Annotated in this window: 15 protein-coding genes; 10 read left to right on the top strand and 5 right to left on the bottom strand. The window is 70.7% G+C overall.

What is annotated here, in order from left to right:
* The first annotated feature begins 12 nt into the window (after positions 1-12).
* Entirely contained in the window at positions 13-240 is a 228-nt protein-coding gene (locus ACYSUO_RS12655; RefSeq protein ID WP_461776163.1) for a hypothetical protein, read from the top strand.
* The gene (locus ACYSUO_RS12660) at positions 237-1,697 is read left to right on the top strand and encodes a sodium:solute symporter family protein (protein WP_461776164.1); all 1,461 of its coding nucleotides are present in this window, start codon (positions 237-239) and stop codon (positions 1,695-1,697) included. Before ACYSUO_RS12655 ends, ACYSUO_RS12660 begins: the two co-directional genes overlap by 4 nt.
* On the opposite strand, the gene ACYSUO_RS12665 is transcribed toward ACYSUO_RS12660, so the two are convergent.
* Positions 1,634-4,261 carry a discoidin domain-containing protein gene (locus ACYSUO_RS12665; RefSeq protein WP_461776165.1) on the bottom strand — a complete coding sequence of 876 codons (2,628 nt, stop codon included), beginning with the start codon at positions 4,259-4,261 and terminating at the stop codon, positions 1,634-1,636. The two genes, ACYSUO_RS12660 and ACYSUO_RS12665, sit on opposite strands and share 64 nt — an antisense overlap.
* Before the next feature lie 355 nt (positions 4,262-4,616).
* Between ACYSUO_RS12665 and ACYSUO_RS12670 the strand changes: the two genes are divergently transcribed.
* From ACYSUO_RS12670 to argG, 8 genes are all read left to right on the top strand, one after another.
* Positions 4,617-5,723 (top strand): threonine synthase, encoded by a 1,107-nt coding sequence (locus tag ACYSUO_RS12670; RefSeq protein ID WP_461776166.1) that lies wholly within the window; start codon positions 4,617-4,619, stop codon positions 5,721-5,723.
* A gap of 231 nt (positions 5,724-5,954) precedes the next feature.
* A complete protein-coding gene (locus ACYSUO_RS12675; RefSeq protein WP_266713663.1) occupies positions 5,955-6,707 on the top strand; it encodes a GntR family transcriptional regulator in 753 nt (250 codons plus the stop codon).
* Between the two features lie 179 nt (positions 6,708-6,886).
* Entirely contained in the window at positions 6,887-8,614 is a 1,728-nt protein-coding gene (locus ACYSUO_RS12680) for a purine-cytosine permease family protein (RefSeq protein ID WP_461776167.1), read from the top strand.
* Positions 8,615-8,843: 229 nt separating this feature from the next.
* A complete protein-coding gene (locus ACYSUO_RS12685; protein WP_461776168.1) occupies positions 8,844-9,038 on the top strand; it encodes an SPOR domain-containing protein in 195 nt (64 codons plus the stop codon).
* Positions 9,039-9,059: 21 nt separating this feature from the next.
* Entirely contained in the window at positions 9,060-9,467 is a 408-nt protein-coding gene (locus ACYSUO_RS12690) for a (deoxy)nucleoside triphosphate pyrophosphohydrolase (protein ID WP_461776169.1), read from the top strand.
* 191 nt (positions 9,468-9,658) lie between these two features.
* On the top strand, positions 9,659-10,075 hold the full coding sequence (locus tag ACYSUO_RS12695) for an ATP-binding protein (RefSeq protein ID WP_461776170.1): 417 nt from the start codon (positions 9,659-9,661) through the stop codon (positions 10,073-10,075).
* Between the two features lie 187 nt (positions 10,076-10,262).
* On the top strand, positions 10,263-13,049 hold the full coding sequence (locus ACYSUO_RS12700) for a SpoIIE family protein phosphatase (protein ID WP_461776171.1): 2,787 nt from the start codon (positions 10,263-10,265) through the stop codon (positions 13,047-13,049).
* 108 nt (positions 13,050-13,157) lie between these two features.
* The gene (gene argG, locus ACYSUO_RS12705) at positions 13,158-14,603 is read left to right on the top strand and encodes an argininosuccinate synthase (protein WP_461776172.1); all 1,446 of its coding nucleotides are present in this window, start codon (positions 13,158-13,160) and stop codon (positions 14,601-14,603) included.
* Between the two features lie 136 nt (positions 14,604-14,739).
* Here argG and ACYSUO_RS12710 read toward each other — a convergent pair whose 3' ends face one another.
* Genes ACYSUO_RS12710 through ACYSUO_RS12725 form a run of 4 tightly spaced genes read right to left on the bottom strand, consistent with a single transcriptional unit; the run spans position 14,740 to position 18,950 of the window.
* Complete coding sequence (locus tag ACYSUO_RS12710; RefSeq protein WP_461776173.1) at positions 14,740-15,429, bottom strand: phosphotransferase; 690 nt, start codon at positions 15,427-15,429, stop codon at positions 14,740-14,742.
* On the bottom strand, positions 15,390-16,163 hold the full coding sequence (locus tag ACYSUO_RS12715) for a succinate dehydrogenase/fumarate reductase iron-sulfur subunit (protein ID WP_461776174.1): 774 nt from the start codon (positions 16,161-16,163) through the stop codon (positions 15,390-15,392). Before ACYSUO_RS12715 ends, ACYSUO_RS12710 begins: the two co-directional genes overlap by 40 nt.
* Positions 16,160-18,091: a fumarate reductase/succinate dehydrogenase flavoprotein subunit gene (locus ACYSUO_RS12720; RefSeq protein WP_461776175.1), complete on the bottom strand. Its 1,932-nt coding sequence runs from the start codon at positions 18,089-18,091 to the stop codon at positions 16,160-16,162. The genes ACYSUO_RS12715 and ACYSUO_RS12720 overlap by 4 nt, the downstream gene beginning before the upstream one ends.
* Positions 18,092-18,107: 16 nt before the next feature.
* Entirely contained in the window at positions 18,108-18,950 is an 843-nt protein-coding gene (locus ACYSUO_RS12725) for a hypothetical protein (protein ID WP_461776176.1), read from the bottom strand.
* Positions 18,951-18,998 lie beyond the last annotated feature (48 nt).

Consider the following 18,998-nt stretch of genomic DNA (forward strand, 5'->3'; position numbering starts at 1 on the left):
GCTGGAGCCCCGATGAGATCTCCGCACATGTTGTGGGCCGCCGTGCCCGTTCTGGCCTTTCTCAGCACTCCGTTCCTGCCGTTCGTCAACGGGCCCCACCTGTGGTTCGGCATCCCGTCCGTGCTGGCCTGGTGCCTGCTCTGGACGGTCGGCACCACCGTGGCGCTCGCCGCCGTCGACCGGCTGGTGTTCGCCGGCCGGCCCGAGGACGAGGAAGAGAACCAGGAGGCCGCCGCGTGAACAGCACCATGGTCATCACGGTCCTCGGCATCGTCGCCATCGCGGCGGTCGGCGTCACCGGCCGCCGCGCCCCCAGCAAGGAGCTGGGCGAGTGGACGGTCGCCAAGCGGGGCTTCTCCACCTTCACCACCTGGTTCCTGCAGGCGGGGGAGGCCTTCACCACCTTCAGCTTCCTGGGCCTCGCCGGCATCGCCTTCGGCGGCGGCGTCGCCGCGTCCTTCGCGGTCTGCTACCTCGCCATCAACTTCGTCCTCCAGTACTTCACCGCACCCCGGATGCGCCAACTCGGGCAGCGGGGCGGGTACTTGACGCAGGCCGACTTCTTCGTCGACCGCTACCGCAGCCCGCTGCTCGGCAAGGTCGTCGCCGTCGTCGGCGCCGTGTTCCTGCTGCCGTATCTGCAACTGCAGATCACCGGGCTCGGCATGATCGTGCAGCTGGCGACCGGCAGCCACACCGGCGGCAACCTGAGCATGGTCCTCGCCACCGTCCTGACCGTCGTCTTCGTCCTGTGGTCGGGCATCCGCGGCATCGCGCGGGTCGCCTACCTCAAGGACGCGCTGATGATCATCGGGCTCGTGGTGCTCGTCGCGGGCGTCGCCCTGTCGGTCAACGGCGGCATCAGCGGCCTCTTCGACACGATCCGAGACAGTCACCCGCAGCTGCTCACGCTCGACCAGGAGGGCTACGACGGCACGTTCTTCGTCACCGCCGTCATCATCTCCGGCATCGGCGGCGGACTCGGCACCATGGCCCACCTGTGGCCGCCGGTGCTCGCCGCCCGCAGCGGCCGCGTACTGCGCTCCAACGCGATCTGGCTGCCGCTCTACCAAGTGGCCCTCGGCATCCCGATCATCATCGGCTTCGCCGGAGTCCTGCTCGCGAAGAAGGGCACCGAGCCGAACGGCGTCGCGCTCACCCTCGCCGGACAGACCCTGCCGGGCTGGCTCGTCGGCCTGGTGGCGGTCGCCGCGGCCTCCGCCGCGATGGTGCCGTCGGCGGCCATCGTCGTCGGCATCTCCAGCCTGCTCTCGCGCAACCTGCTGAGCGTCCGCAATGAACGCACCCAGCTGCGCACCAACCACCTGTGCGTGGTGGCCGCGGCGGGCCTCGCCCTCGTCCTCGGCCTCACCCGCCCCGGCCTCCTCTCCGACCTGCTGCTGCTCACGTACGGCGGTCTGACCCAGCTCGCCCCGGCGATCGTGATGGGGTTGGCGAAGAAGGTCAGGCTCGGGGCCGTGCCCGCGCTCATCGGCATCCTGACCGGCGTCGCGGTGCTTGCCTGGCTGACGTTCGGCTCCGTCGACGTCGGCACCGTGGACACCGGCCTGATCGCGCTGGCCGTCAACCTCGCCGTCACGACCGGTGCCCAACTCGTCGTACGTTCCCGGCCTCAGGAAACCGTCAACTCGCCGACGGGCTCCGCCGATTCACCGGTCTCGGTGAGCCGCACGTAACGCGCGCTCGCCCCGGCCTCTTCCGCGAACGGCGTCCATCGCGTGCCGTCCACCGAGGTCTCCAGCCGGTACGCCTTCGCCCCGGTCACCCGCACCCGGTCCACCGGGCGCACGCCGCCGAGATCCACGGTGAGCGAGGCGCCCGGTGCGGCCGGGTGCCAGGTCGTCGACGGGTTGCCGTCGACGGCGGCGCCCGCGTACTGGCCCGGGTCCTCCGACGTCGCCTTCGCGGACTTGCAGCGGGCCAGGTCGGTGGTCGGGGTGAGGTCGGGTCGGCGCGTCGGCAGGGTGAGGCCCGCGCCGGTCACGATCCTGCGCCCGTCCGGAGTGTCGACGGCGAACGGCGCGCCGCCCTTGAGCCGGACCGTGGTGGTCCTGGCGCCGATCTCGACGTCGTACGTCCGCCCGCGCCACTGAAGTCCCTTGACGTTCACGCCGGTTGAGAGCTGCGGCGGCAGCATGGGATCGAGCCGCGCGGCGTCACCGTCCTGGAGTCGCATCCCGGTCAGACCGTGCGTGAACACCTGAAGAAAGCCGCCCTTCCCGGTCAGGAAGTCCTGCGCCGGCGTGCCCGCGAGCGCGTCCCCCGCACCCGCCTTCTCGCCCCGCGACTCCGAGAACGTACCGAACGGGCCCCGGAAGAACGGCCGCGAGGCCCGCTCCAGGAACGTGTACGTCGAGCAACCCGGCTCACCGATCCCGGCTGCGGCGACGGCGTGCACCGAGTCCGTCATCGCGGGGCCGTCGCGGTCGGTGTGGGCGGCGTAGTAGTCGAGGGTGGCCGCCGCGGCGCCCTTCGGCATCGGCTTCCAGTCCAGCGGATACAGCAGCAGCACGGCGTCCGCCTGCTTGATGTCGGCGCCCTTGTCGATGTCGTAACCGTCGTACTGGAGAAAGACCTTGCGCTTGCTGTCGTACGGAATCCGGAGCCGGTCGGCGATCCGCTTCCAGTCGGCGGGGGCACGCTCGCCGAGCAGCGCGGCGGCCTTCGTGGCGTCCCGCAGGGAGGTGGCGGCGACGGCGTTCGTGTACACGCCGTCGTCGACCCCGTTGCTGTACTCGTCGGGCCCGGCAACATCCTTGATGGAGTAGGACCCGTCCTTCTCATTGGGAGTCACCCGTGAACTCCAGTACGTGGCAAGCCCCTTGAGGAGTGGCCAGCCGCGCTCGCGCAGCCAGGTGCGGTCGCCGGTCGCCTGGTAGTACTGCCAGGCGGCGAGCGCGATGTCGCCCTGGAGGTGGTTCTGGGTGACGCAGTGCGGAGGGTTCCAGCTCTGGCACTCCTTCCACAACGACCCCGAACTCGCGCTGGTCCAGGGGTACATGAGCCCCTTTTGCGAGGTCTTGAGCGCGTTGTCGGCGGCGGCGTCGCGCGTCCGGTACCGGTACTCGAGCACCGGCTTCGCCAGCTCGGGGCGGGTGGCGAGCAGCGAGGGGTACATCCACGTCTCGGCGTCCCAGAAGACCATGCCCGCGTAGTTGTCGCTGCTCAGGCCGGTTGGACCGATGCTGTTGCGGGCGCCGGGGCGCAGCGAGGAGAGCAGCCCGTACTGGGCGGCGCGCAACTGTGCCTGGAGCTCGGGGCGGCCCGGGGTCTCGATGTCGGCGGCCCACAGCTTCCGCCAGGCGGCGTTGTGCCGCAGGACGAGCGCGTCCCAGCCGGCGGCCGCGGCGCGCTTCGAGGCGCGTACGGCATCGGACCGTGGGTTGCTCGACGTCAACGCGGTGTCGACGCCCACGTACTTCGTGACGTCGTACGTGGAGCCGTCGGTGGCGTGGAAGTCCGCGGACTGGCTGGTGCCGAGGGAGTTCTCGGCGGGGCGGGCGGTGTGGGTGCGGCCGGGGGAGCGGAGGGTGGTGGCGACGGTGCCGGGGGTCCGGGAGCCGTCGGTGCGGAAGTCGACGGCGGCGGTGCGCTTCCCTGCGGGGCCGCTGCCGGTGCCGTGGACGCGCCGCGCGCCACGCTCGTCGATCCGGTCGGTGACGGCCACTTTCCCCGACCAATGGGGTGTGACGCGCAGCCGCACGGCGCCGACGTGCGGATTCGCCCGGTCGGCGAGCACTTCGTACGTCAGGTCGGTGCGCTTCCCGTCCTTGTGCACCCACGTGACCTCGGTACGGACGACGCCGCAGCGCATGTCGAGCGTCTGCCGGTAGCCGGTGGTGCGGCTGCCCGGGCCGTACGTCTCGCCGCGCGCGTGGACGTCGAGGGCGGTCCAGTTGGGGAGGGCGGCGACGGCCTCGCGGTGGGCGGTGCTCTTGGGCCCGCGCCCGTAGAGCCCGGAGACGAACGCGCCATCGTACGGGGGCGTATAGAGCGGCCACCCGGTCTTGGCGTCGTCCTCCCCGGTCCGCGCGTAGCCCGCCCCGACGGGCGGAACCCGCACACCGAGATACCCGTTGCCCGCGTAGGCGTGGTACGGACTCGTGGGCTCGGCGGTACGAGTGGCGAGGCTCCAACCGGGCCCCCCACACCCCGCCACGGTCGGCGCGGCCTGCGCGGGCGGAACGAGGGTGGCACCCACGGTGAGGGCGGCGATCGCGATGAGGCGTGCTGACGTCATGGGGAGAGCGTGGTCCGCGGGGTGGATGGAACCGGGTATACGCGCCGGTTGCTAGCCGATCCGGGTGGCGTGGTCGATGCCTTCGTAATGCGCGGCCCGCCCCGGGGTGCCGCCTTGCCCACCCTGCCGCCCCAGGCGGCAGATTGCCCAAGGCGGGCGGCAGCGGCCCCTCAGGCCCCAAAGAGGCGCGGCACCTTGCGTGCCCGAGGCGGTGGGTGCGCAATTTAAGCCCCTGCGGCGATTGAGCAGCGGGGTCCGGGGCAGAGCCCCGATCTTTTCAGCCCCGCCGGCGATTGAGGCGCGGGGGCCGGGGCGGAGCCCCGAGGTGGGGGGCGTGGAGGCCTAATGTCGGCGCATGAGCCACGCCACCTACTGCCCCGCCGACGGCACCCGCGTCCCCGCCGGCTCCCTCACCTGGCGCTGCCCGTCCTGCCAGGGCCCCCTCGACCTCGACTACTCACCCACCCCCGGCCCCCTCAAGTCCCTGACGGGCCGCACCAATTCGATGTGGCGCTACGCCGAATGCCTCCCGCTCCCGGCCCCGGACTGCACCCTCGGCGAAGGGCGGACGCCCCTCGTCCCGCTCACCGCCGAGGTGGACGCCAAGCTGGACTTCCTGATGCCCACCCTCTCCTTCAAGGACCGCGGCGCGGTGATGCTCGCCGCACTGGCGACCCGCCTCGGCCCCGACCGCGTCATCGCCGACAGCAGCGGCAACGCCGGAACCGCCATCGCCGCCTACTGCGCCCGCGCCCGCCTCGCCTGCACCGTCTACGTCCCCGAAGGTACGTCCGCCAAGAAGCTGGAGCAGATCCGGGCCCACGGCGCCCGCCTGGAAGTGGTCCAGGGCGACCGCGAGGCCACGGCCCGCGCGGCGCGCACGGCCGCCGACGAGGACGGCGTGTTCTACGCCAGCCACGTCTACAACCCGTACTTCCTGCACGGCACCAAGACATACGTCCACGAGCTGTGGGAGGACATGGGCGGCCGCCTCCCCGAGGCCCTGGTCCTCCCCGTGGGCAACGGAACGCTGCTGCTCGGCGCCGCCCTCGCCGTCGCCGAACTGCACCACGCCGGGCTGATCGACCGCCGCCCCGCCCTGCACGCCGTGCAGTCCGCCGCGGTCGCCCCACTGGCACGCGCGTGGCAGGCCGGATCGGACGAGATCGTCGTCGACGAGGCCCCGGCCGCCACCGCCGCCGAGGGCATCGCCATCCCGAACCCGCCGCGCGCCCGCCAGATCCTGCGCGCCGTCCGCGAATCCGGCGGCGCCTTCCACACAGTGACGGAGGACCAGATCCGGCACGCCCAACTCGACCTCGCCTCCCGGGGCCTGTACGTCGAGTCGACCGGCGCGGTGTGCTGGGCCGCGACCCGCGAGGGCGCCCTCGGCAGCCGGAGCGCGGTGGTCCCCCTGTGCGGCGCGGGACTCAAGACGGGACTCGTCCCCGGCGACGCGTGAACCCGATGCGTCGACCCGGGAGCCCCCGGAACCGTATGAACGCTCGAACCGTGGCCGGATGTGTGAATGATGCACTACCTGGGCAAAGTCGCTGCGTAAAGCCCTCTGACGTCGTCCGACGTCGGAAGTCATCACATCGAGTGATTCTCTGGCCTTTGCTTGCACGCCTCAACCGACGGTTGCCACGCTGTTGCTGTCTGTCAATCTGATGGGGATCTGAGGGGACAACCAGTGACATTCGGTGAGCAGCCGGCGTATCTCCGCGTTGCGGGTGATCTCCGCAAGAAGATCGTCAGTGGCTCGCTGCCGCCGCACACCCGCCTTCCCTCACAGGCCAAGATCCGTGAGGAGTACGGGGTTTCGGACACGGTGGCGCTGGAGGCCCGCAAGGTCCTGATGGCGGAGGGGCTCGTCGAGGGCCGGTCCGGCTCGGGGACCTATGTGCGCGAGCTGCCCGTGCCGCGCCGCGTCTCCCGCTCCGGCTACCGGCCGAGCAGTGGTTCCACACCGTTCCGGCAGGAGCAGGCCGATCCGGACGCGCGGGGGACCTGGGAGTCGCGCAGCGAGCAGATCGAGGCGGTCACCTCCGTCGCGGAGCGGCTCGCGATCCGCGCGGGCGACCGGGTGATGCGCACCAAGTACGTGTACCGGGACGCGGGCGAGGCGATGATGCTCGCGACCTCCTGGGAGCCCCTCGCGGTGACGGGGCGCACGCCCGTGATGCTCCCGGAGGAGGGCCCGCTCGGCGGCTGCGGAGTGGCCGAGCGCATGGCCGCGATCGACGTGATTGTGGACAACGTGACGGAGGAAGTCGCCGCCCGCCCCGGCCTTGCCGAGGAGTTGAGCGCGCTCGGCGGCGTGCCGGGTCATGTCGTGATCGTCATCCACCGGACGTTCTTCGCCTCCGGCCGACCGGTCGAGACGGCCGATGTCGTCGTCCCCGCGGACCGCTACCGCATCGCCTACCACCTGCCGGTCCGGTAGCCGGCGGCGCGCCCGGTCTCCGGGGCGCCGCGTCCGGGCCGTGTGATCCCGAGTTAACCGCGGCCCAACTCCCGTAACAGGCAGGCAATCGGGCGCTGCCCCGGATTGTCATGTACGGCTCCTAACTTCCCTCTCCGAACGCAGTTGGTATACCGCTGACGGAGGAACGGGTAGCCGCCATGACCGAGACCGCCGTACCGCACGCAGACCCGGCGTCCGGGTCGCCCGCAGGAGGGCCCGACGGGCGGGCCCCGAAGCGCAGTTACGCCAAGCTGGCCGCCGACGAGTCCCGCGAGGACTACTCGCTGCGCTATGCCCCGCACTCCTACCGGCGCTGGTCCGAGACCACCGTCGCCTCGACCGCCCTCGGCGGCATCGCCTACCTCGCGGACTTCGCGATCGGCGCGTCCATCGTCTTCACGTACGGATTCACGAGCGGACTCGCCTCGATCCTGTGCGCGGCGACGATCATCTTCACCACCGGCATCCCGATCGCCCGGGCCTGCGCCAAGTACGGCCTGGACATGGATCTGATCACCCGGGGCGCCGGCTTCGGCTACTTCGGATCGACGCTCACGTCCCTCATCTACGCCTCGTTCACCTTCATCTTCTTCGCGCTCGAAGGCTCGATCATGGCGCAGGCGATGCACGAGGTCTTCGGACTTCCGCTGCCCATCGGGTACTTGGTGACCACGCTGATCGTGATCCCGATCGTGTTCCGCGGGATGGGCGCGCTCGCGAAGGTGCAGGCGTGGACGCAGCCGATCTGGCTGATCGGCCTGGTGCTGCCCTTCGTCATCCTGCTCTTCAACTCGCCCGGATCCTTCGGTGACTTCACCAGTTTCGGCGGCACCGAGGGCGCGGGCAGCGGCTTTTCCTGGATCGGCTTCGGACTCGGCACCGGCGTCGCGCTCTCGCTCATCGCGCAGATCGGCGAGCAGGCCGACTACCTCCGGTTCATGCCGGCCAAGACGGAAGCGAACAAGAAGCGTTGGAATCTGGCCGTTCTGGCGGCGGGCCCCGGCTGGGTGATCATCGGCGCCGCCAAGCAGATCGGTGGCGCGCTGCTCGCCTTCGTGGCCCTCGAAGCGGTCGGCAAGACGCACGCCCTCGAACCCATCGCCCCGCAGGTCGAGGCGCTCAAGCCGTGGCTCGGCTCGGTCGCGCTGCCCGTCGCCGCGCTCTTCGTGGTGGTCTCCCAGATCAAGATCAACGTGACCAACGCGTACAGCGGTTCGCTGTCCTGGTCGAACTTCTTCTCCCGCGTGACGCACCGGCACCCCGGCCGCGTCTGGTACATCTTCCTCAACCTCGCCATCGCGCTGACGCTGATGGAACTGAACATGTTCGCGGCGCTGAACAAGCTGCTCGGCTTCTACTCGAACGTGGGCATCGCCTGGATCGCGGCCGTCGCCGCCGACCTCGTCATCAACAAGCGGGTGGGCTGGAGCCCCAAGTACATCGAGTTCAAGCGGGCGTACCTGTACGCGGTGAACCCGGCCGGGTTCGGCGCCATGGTGGTCGCCTCCGTCGTCTCGATCCTGGCGTTCTTCGGACTCTTCGGCGAGTACGCCGAGGCCTTCTCCACCTTCATCGCCGCGGGCCTCGCGCTGGTCCTCTGCCCGCTGATCGCCTGGGCCACGAAGGGCAAGTACTACCTGGCGCGGCCGAACCCGGTGAACGGCCCGGACGTCGAGTTCGCAGAGGGCACCGACATCACCGCGACCCACACGTGCAGCGTCTGCGAGACCGCGTACGAACTCCCGGACATCGCCGACTGCCCGGCCCACTCGGGCCCGATCTGCTCGCTCTGCTGCTCCCTCGACGCCGACTGCGGCGACCTGTGCACCAAGAAGCCGACGGGCGAACCGGTGCTGATGCCGATGCCGGAGGTACGTACGGGCTGAGGCCGTACTTGAGGTGACTGAGGGGGCGCACCCGCGGGGGTGCGCCCCCTCAGTTCGTCGTCCGCGTGTTCGGTCCGTGGCTTGTTGCGTATCTCTTTGTGCCAATCCGTATCCGGTGCGTGAAGGTCAGGCGTAGGCTCGGGCATATGCGGTTTGCGGTTTCCTCGGGGATGGGAGGCAGGGCGCGATGCGAGTCGAGGCCGGCGTGGCCAGGGAGGGGCGGGGCGCGATGAGCGACAGCACGACCACACTTCCGTGGCAGGTCATCCGCGAGGACGACAACGGGAACCGCTACCGGGTGGGCCGTTACGCCACGAAGGCCGAGGCCCAGCGCATGGCCGACAGTCTCGACGACCACAGGGGCCACCAGCCGACGTACTGGGTGGAGCGCCTGGGGCAGGGGCGGAACGGCACGGCGCTCTGAGGGGGTCATAGGCTCCGGCACATGCCCCCTGAATCACCATCACCGACCGTCGTGGTCGCCGCGGCCCTGTACGACGCCGATGAGCGGCTGCTCGCCGCGCGGCGCAGCGCGCCCCCGGAACTCGCGGGCCGTTGGGAGCTTCCCGGCGGCAAGGTCGAACCCGGCGAGACGCCGGAGCGGGCGCTCGTCCGCGAGCTGCGCGAGGAACTCGGCATCGAGGCCGAACCGCTCGCCCGGGTGCCGGGCGAGTACCCCCTGAAGGCCGGATACGTACTGCGGGTGTGGCGCTGCCACCTGCGCTCCGGCACCCCGCGCCCCCTCCAGGACCACGACGAGCTGCGCTGGCTGACGGCGGACGAGGTGTGGTCCGTGGACTGGCTCGACCAGGACGTCCCCGCGGTGAAAGAGGTCCTGCGGGATCAGGTCTGACGGGTGCTTCGGGGTCGCGCCTGACGGGGGCTTCGGATTGCGTCCGGCGGGGGCTCGTGCCCACTTCCCATGCGCCTCGCCTACGCCGTCCGTGCCACCGCGCACCCCACTTCGCGATAGCGCGCCATCCCGTCCGGGTATATCCCGATTAACCCGATGAAACCGGACAGGGTCCTTCGCGGGCCAGGGATGTGATCCGCGTGCTCCACACTGAAGGCGACTGCGTCGAGTGGGCCTTTCCCGCCGACCCGTCGGCCGTTCGCAGAGCGCGCGCCGAGGTGCGTGGACAACTCGTCGCATGGGGGCTCCAAGAGCTCGCCGACATCGCCGCGCTGCTGGTCAGCGAGCTGGTGACCAATTCCCTGCGGTATGCGTCCGGGCCCATCGGCGTACGGCTCGCCCGCCCGCCCGAGTCCTCCGGCGTCCTCCTGGTGGAGGTCTCCGACCCGCTGCCCGATCCGCCCTGCGCCCGCACCGCGGCCCCCGACGAGGAGGGCGGGCGCGGGCTGCAACTCGTGTCCGAGGTGTCGCGGCGCTGGGGCACACGGCCGGGTGGGGAGCGCTCGGGCGGGAAGACGGTGTGGTTCGAGCTGTCGCTGCCGGGTTAGGAGACGCCGGAGTGGGACAGACGCGGGTGTGAGGAAGCGGGTGTGAGATGCCGTGTGTGCGCGCACCCGCACCCTGGGTACGGAAACAGTCGGTCCCGACGGGCCAAAAAGCGTCGGGACCATGGTGTGATCGTGAACACCGTGTTGCGCGGCTACGTAGTGCTGGATACTGCGTGCAGCCGCCTCGGTGACCGGTGCCGGACGCGGTGAGCTGGAGGGGACGGTTCGCGTGAGCGAGATACCAGCGAAGGGCAGGGTGTCCGAGGACTCCTCGGACGCGGCCTCGGCGTCGCGCGCGGAGCGGGTGCCGCTGGACGACGACGCTCCCGATGCCACGGGCACGGGGCGTGCGGAACCGATCCCGGAACCGGAAGTGGGTGCTCCGTCGGATCTTCCCGAGGAGTCCCTCGGCCGGCCCGACCTCTGGCAGGCGAGCCCACCGGGTTCGATCTACGACTACATCAAGGTCGCCTCCTTCTCGATCGGCTCCGACGGCGCGATCGACCAGTGGAGCAGGCGGGCCGCCAAGCTCTTCGGGGTCCCGCCCGAGGAGGCCGTGGGCAAGGACCCCATCGAGGCCTTCGTCCCCGCGGACCTGCGCGAGCGCGGCCACCGCAAGATGGCGGAGATCCTGGACGGGCAGGAGTGGACGGGCGTCGTCCCGTTCCGGGTACCGGCGTCGGAGCCCTCGGGCGGGACAGAAGCGGAACCGCGAGCGGAGGCGCCGTTCACGGCGGGCGCGGGAGCGACGGGGCTCGCCGAGATCTATGTGATGCCGACGACCACCGAGTCCGGCGAGCGCGCCGCGGTGTGCATCGTCGTCGACGTACAGACGCTGCGCCACATCGAGACGGACCTCGCCTCCTCGCAGGCCATTTTCGGCCAATCTCCCTTCGGCTTCCTGCTGTTCGGCACCGACCTCAAGGTTCTGCGCACCAACCGCACCCTCACCGCGGTCTTCGGCGGCCACGTCGACGACCACCGCGGCCGGACCGTCCACGACTATCTGCCGCGCCACGAGGCCGACCGCGTACAGGGCGCGCTGCGCCGGGTCCTGGAGACGGGCGACGCGGTCACCGACATGCAACTGGTCGGCCCCGCACCGGAGTCCACCGAGCGGCGGCACTGGTCCATCAACCTCTACCGCGTGCACAGCGGTACGGGCCGCCCCATCGGCGTCGCCGGACTCGCCACCGACGTCACCCGCAGGCACGCCGCCGCCCGCGAGGCCGCGCACGCACGCCGCAACCTGGCGCTCCTGAACGAGGCGGGCTCCCGGATCGGGAACTCGCTCGACCTGGAGACGACCGCCCGCGAACTCCTCGACGTCGTCGTCCCCGGCTTCTGCGACCTCGCCTCCGTCGACCTCTACCAGGGGCTGCTCGCGGGCGACGAGGCGCCGCCGGGCCTCGCCGACGGCAGCGCCGAACTGCGCAGGGTGGCCGCCGCGAGCGCCGTCGCCGACGTGCCGTTCCTCGACCTCGGCGGGGAGGCCCCCGTCAACGTGGGGGCGGTGCACCGCTTCGCGTTCAACTCGCCCTGCGCGCACGCCCTGCGCACCGCGCGCCCGCAGACGCTGCCCACCGAGCAGCGCGGCCTCGTGCAGTCCACGCTCGCCGTGCCGATGGTCGCGCACGACACGGTCGTCGGGCTCGTGCAGTTCTCCCGGACGAAGGGCAGCGAGCCGTTCACCGACCGGGACCGGTCGCTCGCCATGGAGCTGGCGGCGCGCGCCGCGGTCTGTATCGACAACGCGCGCCTGTACCGCCGCGAGCACGAGCGTGCGCTGATCCTGCAGCGCTCCCTGCTGCCGCCGGACGACCCGGAGGCGGCCGGCCTCGACATCGCCTGCCGCTACCGGCCCGGCAACGCCGCGACCGAGGTCGGCGGCGACTGGTTCGACGTCATCGAACTACCCGGACACCGCACCGCGTTGGTCGTGGGCGACGTGATGGGCCGCGGCCTGCGCGCCGCCGTCGCCATGGGCGAACTGCGCACCGCCGTACGCACGTTGTCGCTCCTCGACCTCGAACCGGCCGAAGTGCTCAGCGCGTTGGACGAGATCGCCCGCGGACTCGGCACCCCCGGCGGCGTCCAGCAGGGCACCCGCCCCGCACGCTCCGCGCGCTCCTTCGGCGGCGAGGACCTCTCCGAGGTGTACCTCGCCACCTGCGTGTACGCGGTGTACGACGCGGTCACCCGACGCTGCACGTTCGCCAACGCGGGCCATCTGCCGCCGGTCCTCGTCGAACCCGGCGAGGGTGCGCTCATGCTCGACGTGCCGCCCGGGATGCCGCTCGGCGTCGGCGGCGAGCCGTTCGAGGAGGTGGAGGTGGAGCTGCCGGAGGGCGCGCTGCTCGCCCTCTACACGGACGGCCTGGTGGAATCCCGCGACCATCCGCTCGACGAGGGCCTCTCGGCCTTCCGCAACGCGCTCGACGACCCCTCCCCGGCGCTCGAGGACGTCTGCGACCACGTCCTCAACACCCTCGACACCCATCACGGCGAGGACGACATCGCGCTCCTCATGGCCCGTGTGCAGGGGCTGCCGAGCGAGAACGTCGGCGACTGGACGCTGCCGCGCGAGCCGAAGTCGGTGGGCAGGGCCCGCGAGTACGCGCGGACGCAGCTGTCCAGCTGGGGCATGGAGAGCCTCGTCGACACGTCGGAGCTGCTGGTCAGTGAGCTGGTCACCAACGCGCTGCGGTACGGCGAGGGCGACATCAGGCTCCGCCTCCTCCTCGACCGCACGCTGGTGTGCGAGGTGTGGGACGCGGGCCTCGTGCAGCCGCGCCGCCGCAGGGCGCGGGACACGGACGAGGGTGGCCGCGGGCTCCAGCTCGTCGGACTGCTGAGCGCCGCGTGGGGCTCGCGCCGGACGCCGCGCGGGAAGACGGTCTGGTTCGAGCTGCCGCTGCCGGACGGGGAGACGGGATTGGCGGACCCGACGGAGGCGCTACTCAGCCTGTTCTGACGGTCCTGGTCGTCGCTGGTGGGTTGGTGACGCCGAACAGTTGGTGACGCCGGACACATCCCCACACCCCCCTTTGCATGGTCATGCATCATCATGCATACTCTTCCTATGTCCAAGGTCCTCACATCCCTCCCGGCCGGCGAGCGCGTCGGCATCGCCTTCTCGGGCGGCCTCGACACGTCGGTCGCCGTCGCGTGGATGCGTGACAAGGGCGCCGTCCCGTGCACGTACACCGCCGACATCGGCCAGTACGACGAGCCCGACATCGACGGCGTGCCCAGCCGAGCGAAGGCGTACGGCGCCGAGATCGCGCGTGCCGTCGACTGCAAGGCCGCCCTTGTGGAGGAGGGCCTTGCCGCGCTGACCTGCGGTGCGTTCCACATCCGCTCCGGCGGTCGCGCGTACTTCAACACGACGCCGCTCGGCCGCGCGGTCACCGGCACGCTCCTGGTGCGGGCGATGCTGGAGGACGACGTCCAGATCTGGGGCGACGGCTCGACGTACAAGGGCAACGACATCGAGCGGTTCTACCGCTACGGTCTGCTCGCCAACCCGAACCTGCGGATCTACAAGCCGTGGCTCGACGCGGACTTCGTGACCGAGCTCGGTGGTCGGCAGGAGATGTCGGAGTGGCTGGTCGAGCACGGCCTGCCCTACCGGGACTCGGCGGAGAAGGCGTACTCCACGGACGCCAACATCTGGGGTGCCACGCACGAGGCCAAGACCCTCGAGCACCTGAACGTCTCCCTCGAGACGGTCGAGCCGATCATGGGCGTCAAGTTCTGGGACCCGTCGGTGGAGATCCCCACCGAGGACGTCACGATCGGCTTCGACAAGGGCCGCCCCGTCACGATCAACGGCAAGGAGTTCGCCTCCGCCGTCGACCTGGTGATGGAGGCCAACGCGATCGGCGGCCGCCACGGCCTGGGCATGTCCGACCAGATCGAGAACCGGATCATCGAGGCCAAGAGCCGCGGCATCTACGAGGCGCCCGGCATGGCCCTCCTGTTCGCCGCGTACGAGCGCCTGGTCAACGCGATCCACAACGAGGACACGGTCGCGCAGTACCACGCCGAGGGCCGGCGTCTCGGCCGCCTGATGTACGAGGGCCGCTGGCTGGACCCGCAGGCCCTGATGATCCGGGAGTCGCTGCAGCGCTGGGTCGGCGCCGCGATCACCGGCGAGGTCACGCTGCGCCTCCGCCGCGGCGAGGACTACTCGATCCTCGACACGACGGGCCCCGCCTTCTCGTACCACCCGGACAAGCTCTCCATGGAGCGCACCGAGGACTCGGCGTTCGGCCCGGTCGACCGGATCGGCCAGCTGACCATGCGCAACCTCGACATCGCCGACTCGCGCGGCAAGCTCGAGCAGTACGCGACCCTCGGCCTCCTCGGCGAAGGCAGCCCGGTCGCCGGCGCGGCCCAGGCAGCGGTGACGGGCCTGATCGGCACGATGCCGCAAGGCGGCGCCCAGGCCATCGCCTCCCGCGGCGAAATCTCCGCGGAGGACGAGGCCCTGGACCGCGCGGCAATGGAATCCGGCACGGACTGACTCCGTCGGAACCCGGCCACAGAATGGGGCGCCCCGCGTACGGGGCGCCCCATCCTGCAAATCAAGCCCCGCCGGCGATTGAGGCGCGGAGTCCGGGGCAGCGCCCCGTGGCCGCAACGAGAGTTGTCGCCGCACCCTACGGCGCGCCCTCCAGCGTCCGCACCAGTTCCACCGCCGCGCCGAGCCGCCGCTTCTCGCTCGCGTCCAGCGTCGGATTCCCCGCACGCCGCGCGTGCACCTCACCGAGGAAGTCCTCACCGAGCCGCGGATGCGGCTCCGCGAGCAACGCCCCGAGTACCTCCCGCGCAACCCCCGCCTCAGCCCGCCCCGGGTCCACCGCGACCTCCGCCAGGATCAGCGCGGACATCGCCCAGTCGAGCGCGGGCGCCCCCTCCTCGGCGTTCGCCCAGTCGATCACCATGGGCCCGTGCGGGGCCCGGATCACGTTGTCCGGATGCAGGTCGAGGTGAAGCACCCGCCCACCCGGACGCGCCGGAACGGCATGCAACTGCTGCAGCAGCTCCGCCAGTTCACGGCCCGCCACCCCCGGGCTCAGCCCGCCCCGCATCATCGCGTCCAACTGCGTGGGCCCGGTGAGCCGCTCCAGTACCAGCTCACCGGGCGCGAGGTCCGCGTCCTCCGCCCGCACCCGGGGCGCGGGAAAACCGTGCGCGCGCACGTACGCCATGACGTCACCTTCGCCGCGCGCATCGAGCCCGTCGCGGTAGCGGCGCAGCACCCACCGGTCGTCCAGGGCGTAGACGTCGGCGGTACGGCCGCGGCCGATCAACTCCTGTCGCGGCGGCGGATCTTGTTGCCCAGCCATACCACCGGATCGTACTTGCGGTCCGCCGCCCTCTCCTTCAGGGGAATCAGCGCGTTGTCCGTGATGTGGATGCCCTCGGGGCAGACCTCGGTGCAGCATTTGGTGATGTTGCAGTAGCCGAGGCCGTGTTCGTCCTGGGCTGTGCGTTTGCGGTCGAGGCCCTCCTCGGACGCGGCGTCCAGGGGGTGCATGTCGAGTTCCGCGACGCGCATCAGGAAGCGGGGGCCCGCGAAGGCCGTCTTGTTGTCCTCGTGGTCACGGACGACATGGCAGGTGTCCTGGCACAGGAAGCACTCGATGCACTTGCGGAACTCCTGCGAGCGGTCGACGTCCTCCTGCATCATCCGGTATTCGCCGGGCCCGACCCCGGCGGGCGGGACGAAGGCCGGGACCTCGCGGGCCTTCCTGTAGTTGAAGCCGACGTCGGTGACGAGGTCGCGTACGACGGGGAAGGCGCGCAAGGGCGTCACCGTGATCACCTCGTCGCGGGTGAAGACGGACATGCGCGTCATGCACAGCAGGCGCGGCCTGCCGTTGATCTCCGCCGAGCACGAACCGCACTTGCCCGCCTTGCAGTTCCAGCGGACCGCCAGGTCGGGGGTCTGCGTCGCCTGGAGTCGGTGGATGATGTCGAGGACGACCTCGCCGTCGTTCACCTCGACCTTGAAATCCTCCAGGCCGCCCCCGCCGACGTCGCCCCGCCACACCCGGAAGGCCGCCTCGTAGCTGCTCACTCGAAAAGCTCCTCTTCGGCCAGGTACTTCACCAGCTCCTCCTTCTCGAACAGGGCGAGCAGGTCGGGGCGGATGGGTTCGGTGGTCTCGCGGGTCAGCGTGATCTGGCCGCGCACCGGGTCCGTGGCCGCCAACCCACCGGTCGGATCACGGAGTTGGCACAGCAGATTCGCGCGCCGCCACTCCCGGCTCATCGCCGGATGGTCCTCACGGGTGTGCCCGCCCCGCGACTCCGTGCGCTCCAGCGCGGCCCGCGCGACGCACTCGCTGACCAGCAGCATGTTCCGCAGGTCGAGCGCCAGGTGCCAGCCCGGGTTGAACTGCCGGTGCCCCTCGACCCCGGCCCGCCGCGCCCGCACCCGCAGCTCCCCGAGCTTGCGCAGCGCCTGCTCCATCTCGGCCTCCCGCCGGATGATGCCGACCAGGTCGTTCATCGCCTGCTGGAGTTCCTGGTGCAGGGTGTACGGGTTCTCGGGTGCGACGCCCTCCTCCTGGCCCTCCGCCGAGAAGGGGCGCAGTGCCTCTGCCGCCGCCGTGTCGATCTGTTCGTCGTCCACGGTCGGGCGGACCGTGTGCGAGGTCGCGTACGTCGCCGCGTGCAGGCCCGCCCGCCGGCCGAACACCAGCAGGTCGGAGAGCGAGTTCCCGCCGAGCCGATTGGAGCCGTGCATGCCGCCGGCCACCTCCCCGGCCGCGTACAGACCCGGCACGCCGCGCGCCGCCGCCGTGTCCGACTCGACCGCGATGCCGCCCATCACGTAGTGACAGGTCGGCCCGACCTCCATCGCCTCCGCCGTGATGTCGACGTCCGCCAGCTCCTTGAACTGGTGGTACATGGAAGGCAGTCGGCGCCTGATCGTGTCGGCGGGCATCCGGGTCGAGACGTCGAGGAAGACCCCGCCGTGCGGAGAGCCGCGGCCCGCCTTGACCTCCGCGTTGATGGCCCGCGCCACCTCGTCGCGCGGCAGCAGCTCAGGGGGCCTGCGGTTGCGGTCCGGGTCCTCGTACCAGCGGTCGCCCTCCTCCTCCGACTGCGCGTACTTCTCCTTGAACACGTCGGGGATGTAGTCGAACATGAACCGCTTGCCCTCGGAGTTGCGCAGCACCCCGCCGTCGCCGCGCACCGACTCCGTGACCAGGATCCCCTTCACCGAGGGCGGCCAGACCATGCCCGTCGGGTGGAACTGCACGAACTCCATGTTCAGGAGAGGCGCCCCGGCGAGCAGGGCGAGCGCGTGCCCGTCGCCCGTGTACTCCCACGAGTTCGACGTCACCTTGAAGGACTTGCCGATGCCGCCGGTCGCCAGGACCACGCTCGGCGCCTCGATGACGAAGAAGCGCCCGCTCTCGCGTTCGTAGCAGAAGGTGCCGGACACCTGGCCCTCGTCGTCCTTCAGGACCCGGGTGACCGTGCACTCCTGGAAGACCTTGAGTCCGGACTCGTAGTCACCGGTCTCCTTGAAGTCCTGCTGCTGGAGCTGGACGATCTTCTGCTGGAGCGTGCGGATCAGTTCGAGGCCCGTACGGTCGCCGACGTGCGCGAGCCGCGGGTACTCGTGCCCGCCGAAGTTGCGCTGCGAGATCCGCCCGTCGCCGGTGCGGTCGAACAGGGCGCCCCAGGTCTCCAACTCCCATACGCGGTCGGGGGCTTCCTGCGCGTGCAGCTCCGCCATCCGCCACTGGTTGAGGAATTTGCCGCCGCGCATCGTGTCGCGGAAGTGCACCTGCCAGCTGTCCCCGGAGTTCACATTGCCCATGGAGGCCGCGATGCCGCCCTCCGCCATCACCGTGTGGGCCTTGCCGAACAGGGACTTGCAGATCACCGCCGTACGAGCACCCCGCTCACGCGCCTCGATCGCGGCCCGAAGCCCCGCGCCACCGGCACCCACCACGACAACATCCCACTGCTGCCGCTCAACCGAACTCATCAGAAGGCCCCAACCACTAGAAGAACCGCGGATCGTCGAAGACGCCGGACGCGACCAGATACACGTAGAAGTCGGCGAGCGCCACGCTCACCAACGAGGCCCAGGCGAGCAGCATGTGACGGGCATTCAGCTTTCCGACCCAGCCCCACAGCCGATAGCGCACCGGGTGTTTCGAGAAGTGCTTGAGCCGCCCGCCGACGATGTGCCGGCACGAGTGGCAGGAGATCGTGTACGCCCAGATCAGCACGATGTTGACGAGGAAGACCAGGCTCCCGAGCCCCATGTGGCCCCACTCGTAGTTCTCGTCGCGGAACGCGAGCACCGTGTCGTACGTGAGGATGCAGGCGACGAGGACGGCCGCGTAGAAGAAGTACCGGTGGATGTTCTGCAGGATCAGCGGGAACTTCGTCTCGCCGCTGTACTTCTTGTGCGGCTCGGCCACCGCGCAGGCCGGCGGCGAGGCCCAGAAGCCGCGGTAGTAGGCCTTGCGGTAGTAGTAGCAGGTCAGCCGGAAGCCGAGCGGGAAGATCAGGATCAGCAGGGCGGGGGACAGGCCCCACCAACTGCCGAAGATCTCCCAGTTGGGGCCGCTCCGCATCGGCTCACAGTTCTCCGCGAGACAGGGCGAGTAGAACGGCGAGACGTACGGGGCCGCGTAGTAGTCGGCGTTCGCGAAGGCCCGCCACGTCGAGTAGACGATGAAGGCGAACAGGCCGCCCGCGGTCGCGGCCGGCGCCAGCCACCAGCGGTCCGTGCGCAGATGGGGCGCGGCGATCGCGGCACGCGTCCGGCCCCGGACGCCGGTGCCGCCTTTGATATGGGGGTCTTCGGTACTGGTGGGTTCCGTGCCGGTGGCCAACGAAGCCTCCGCTCGCAGGGACGGGGGACGGGGGACGGGAGATGGGGG

This window comes from Streptomyces sp. UC4497 (assembly GCF_054871485.1).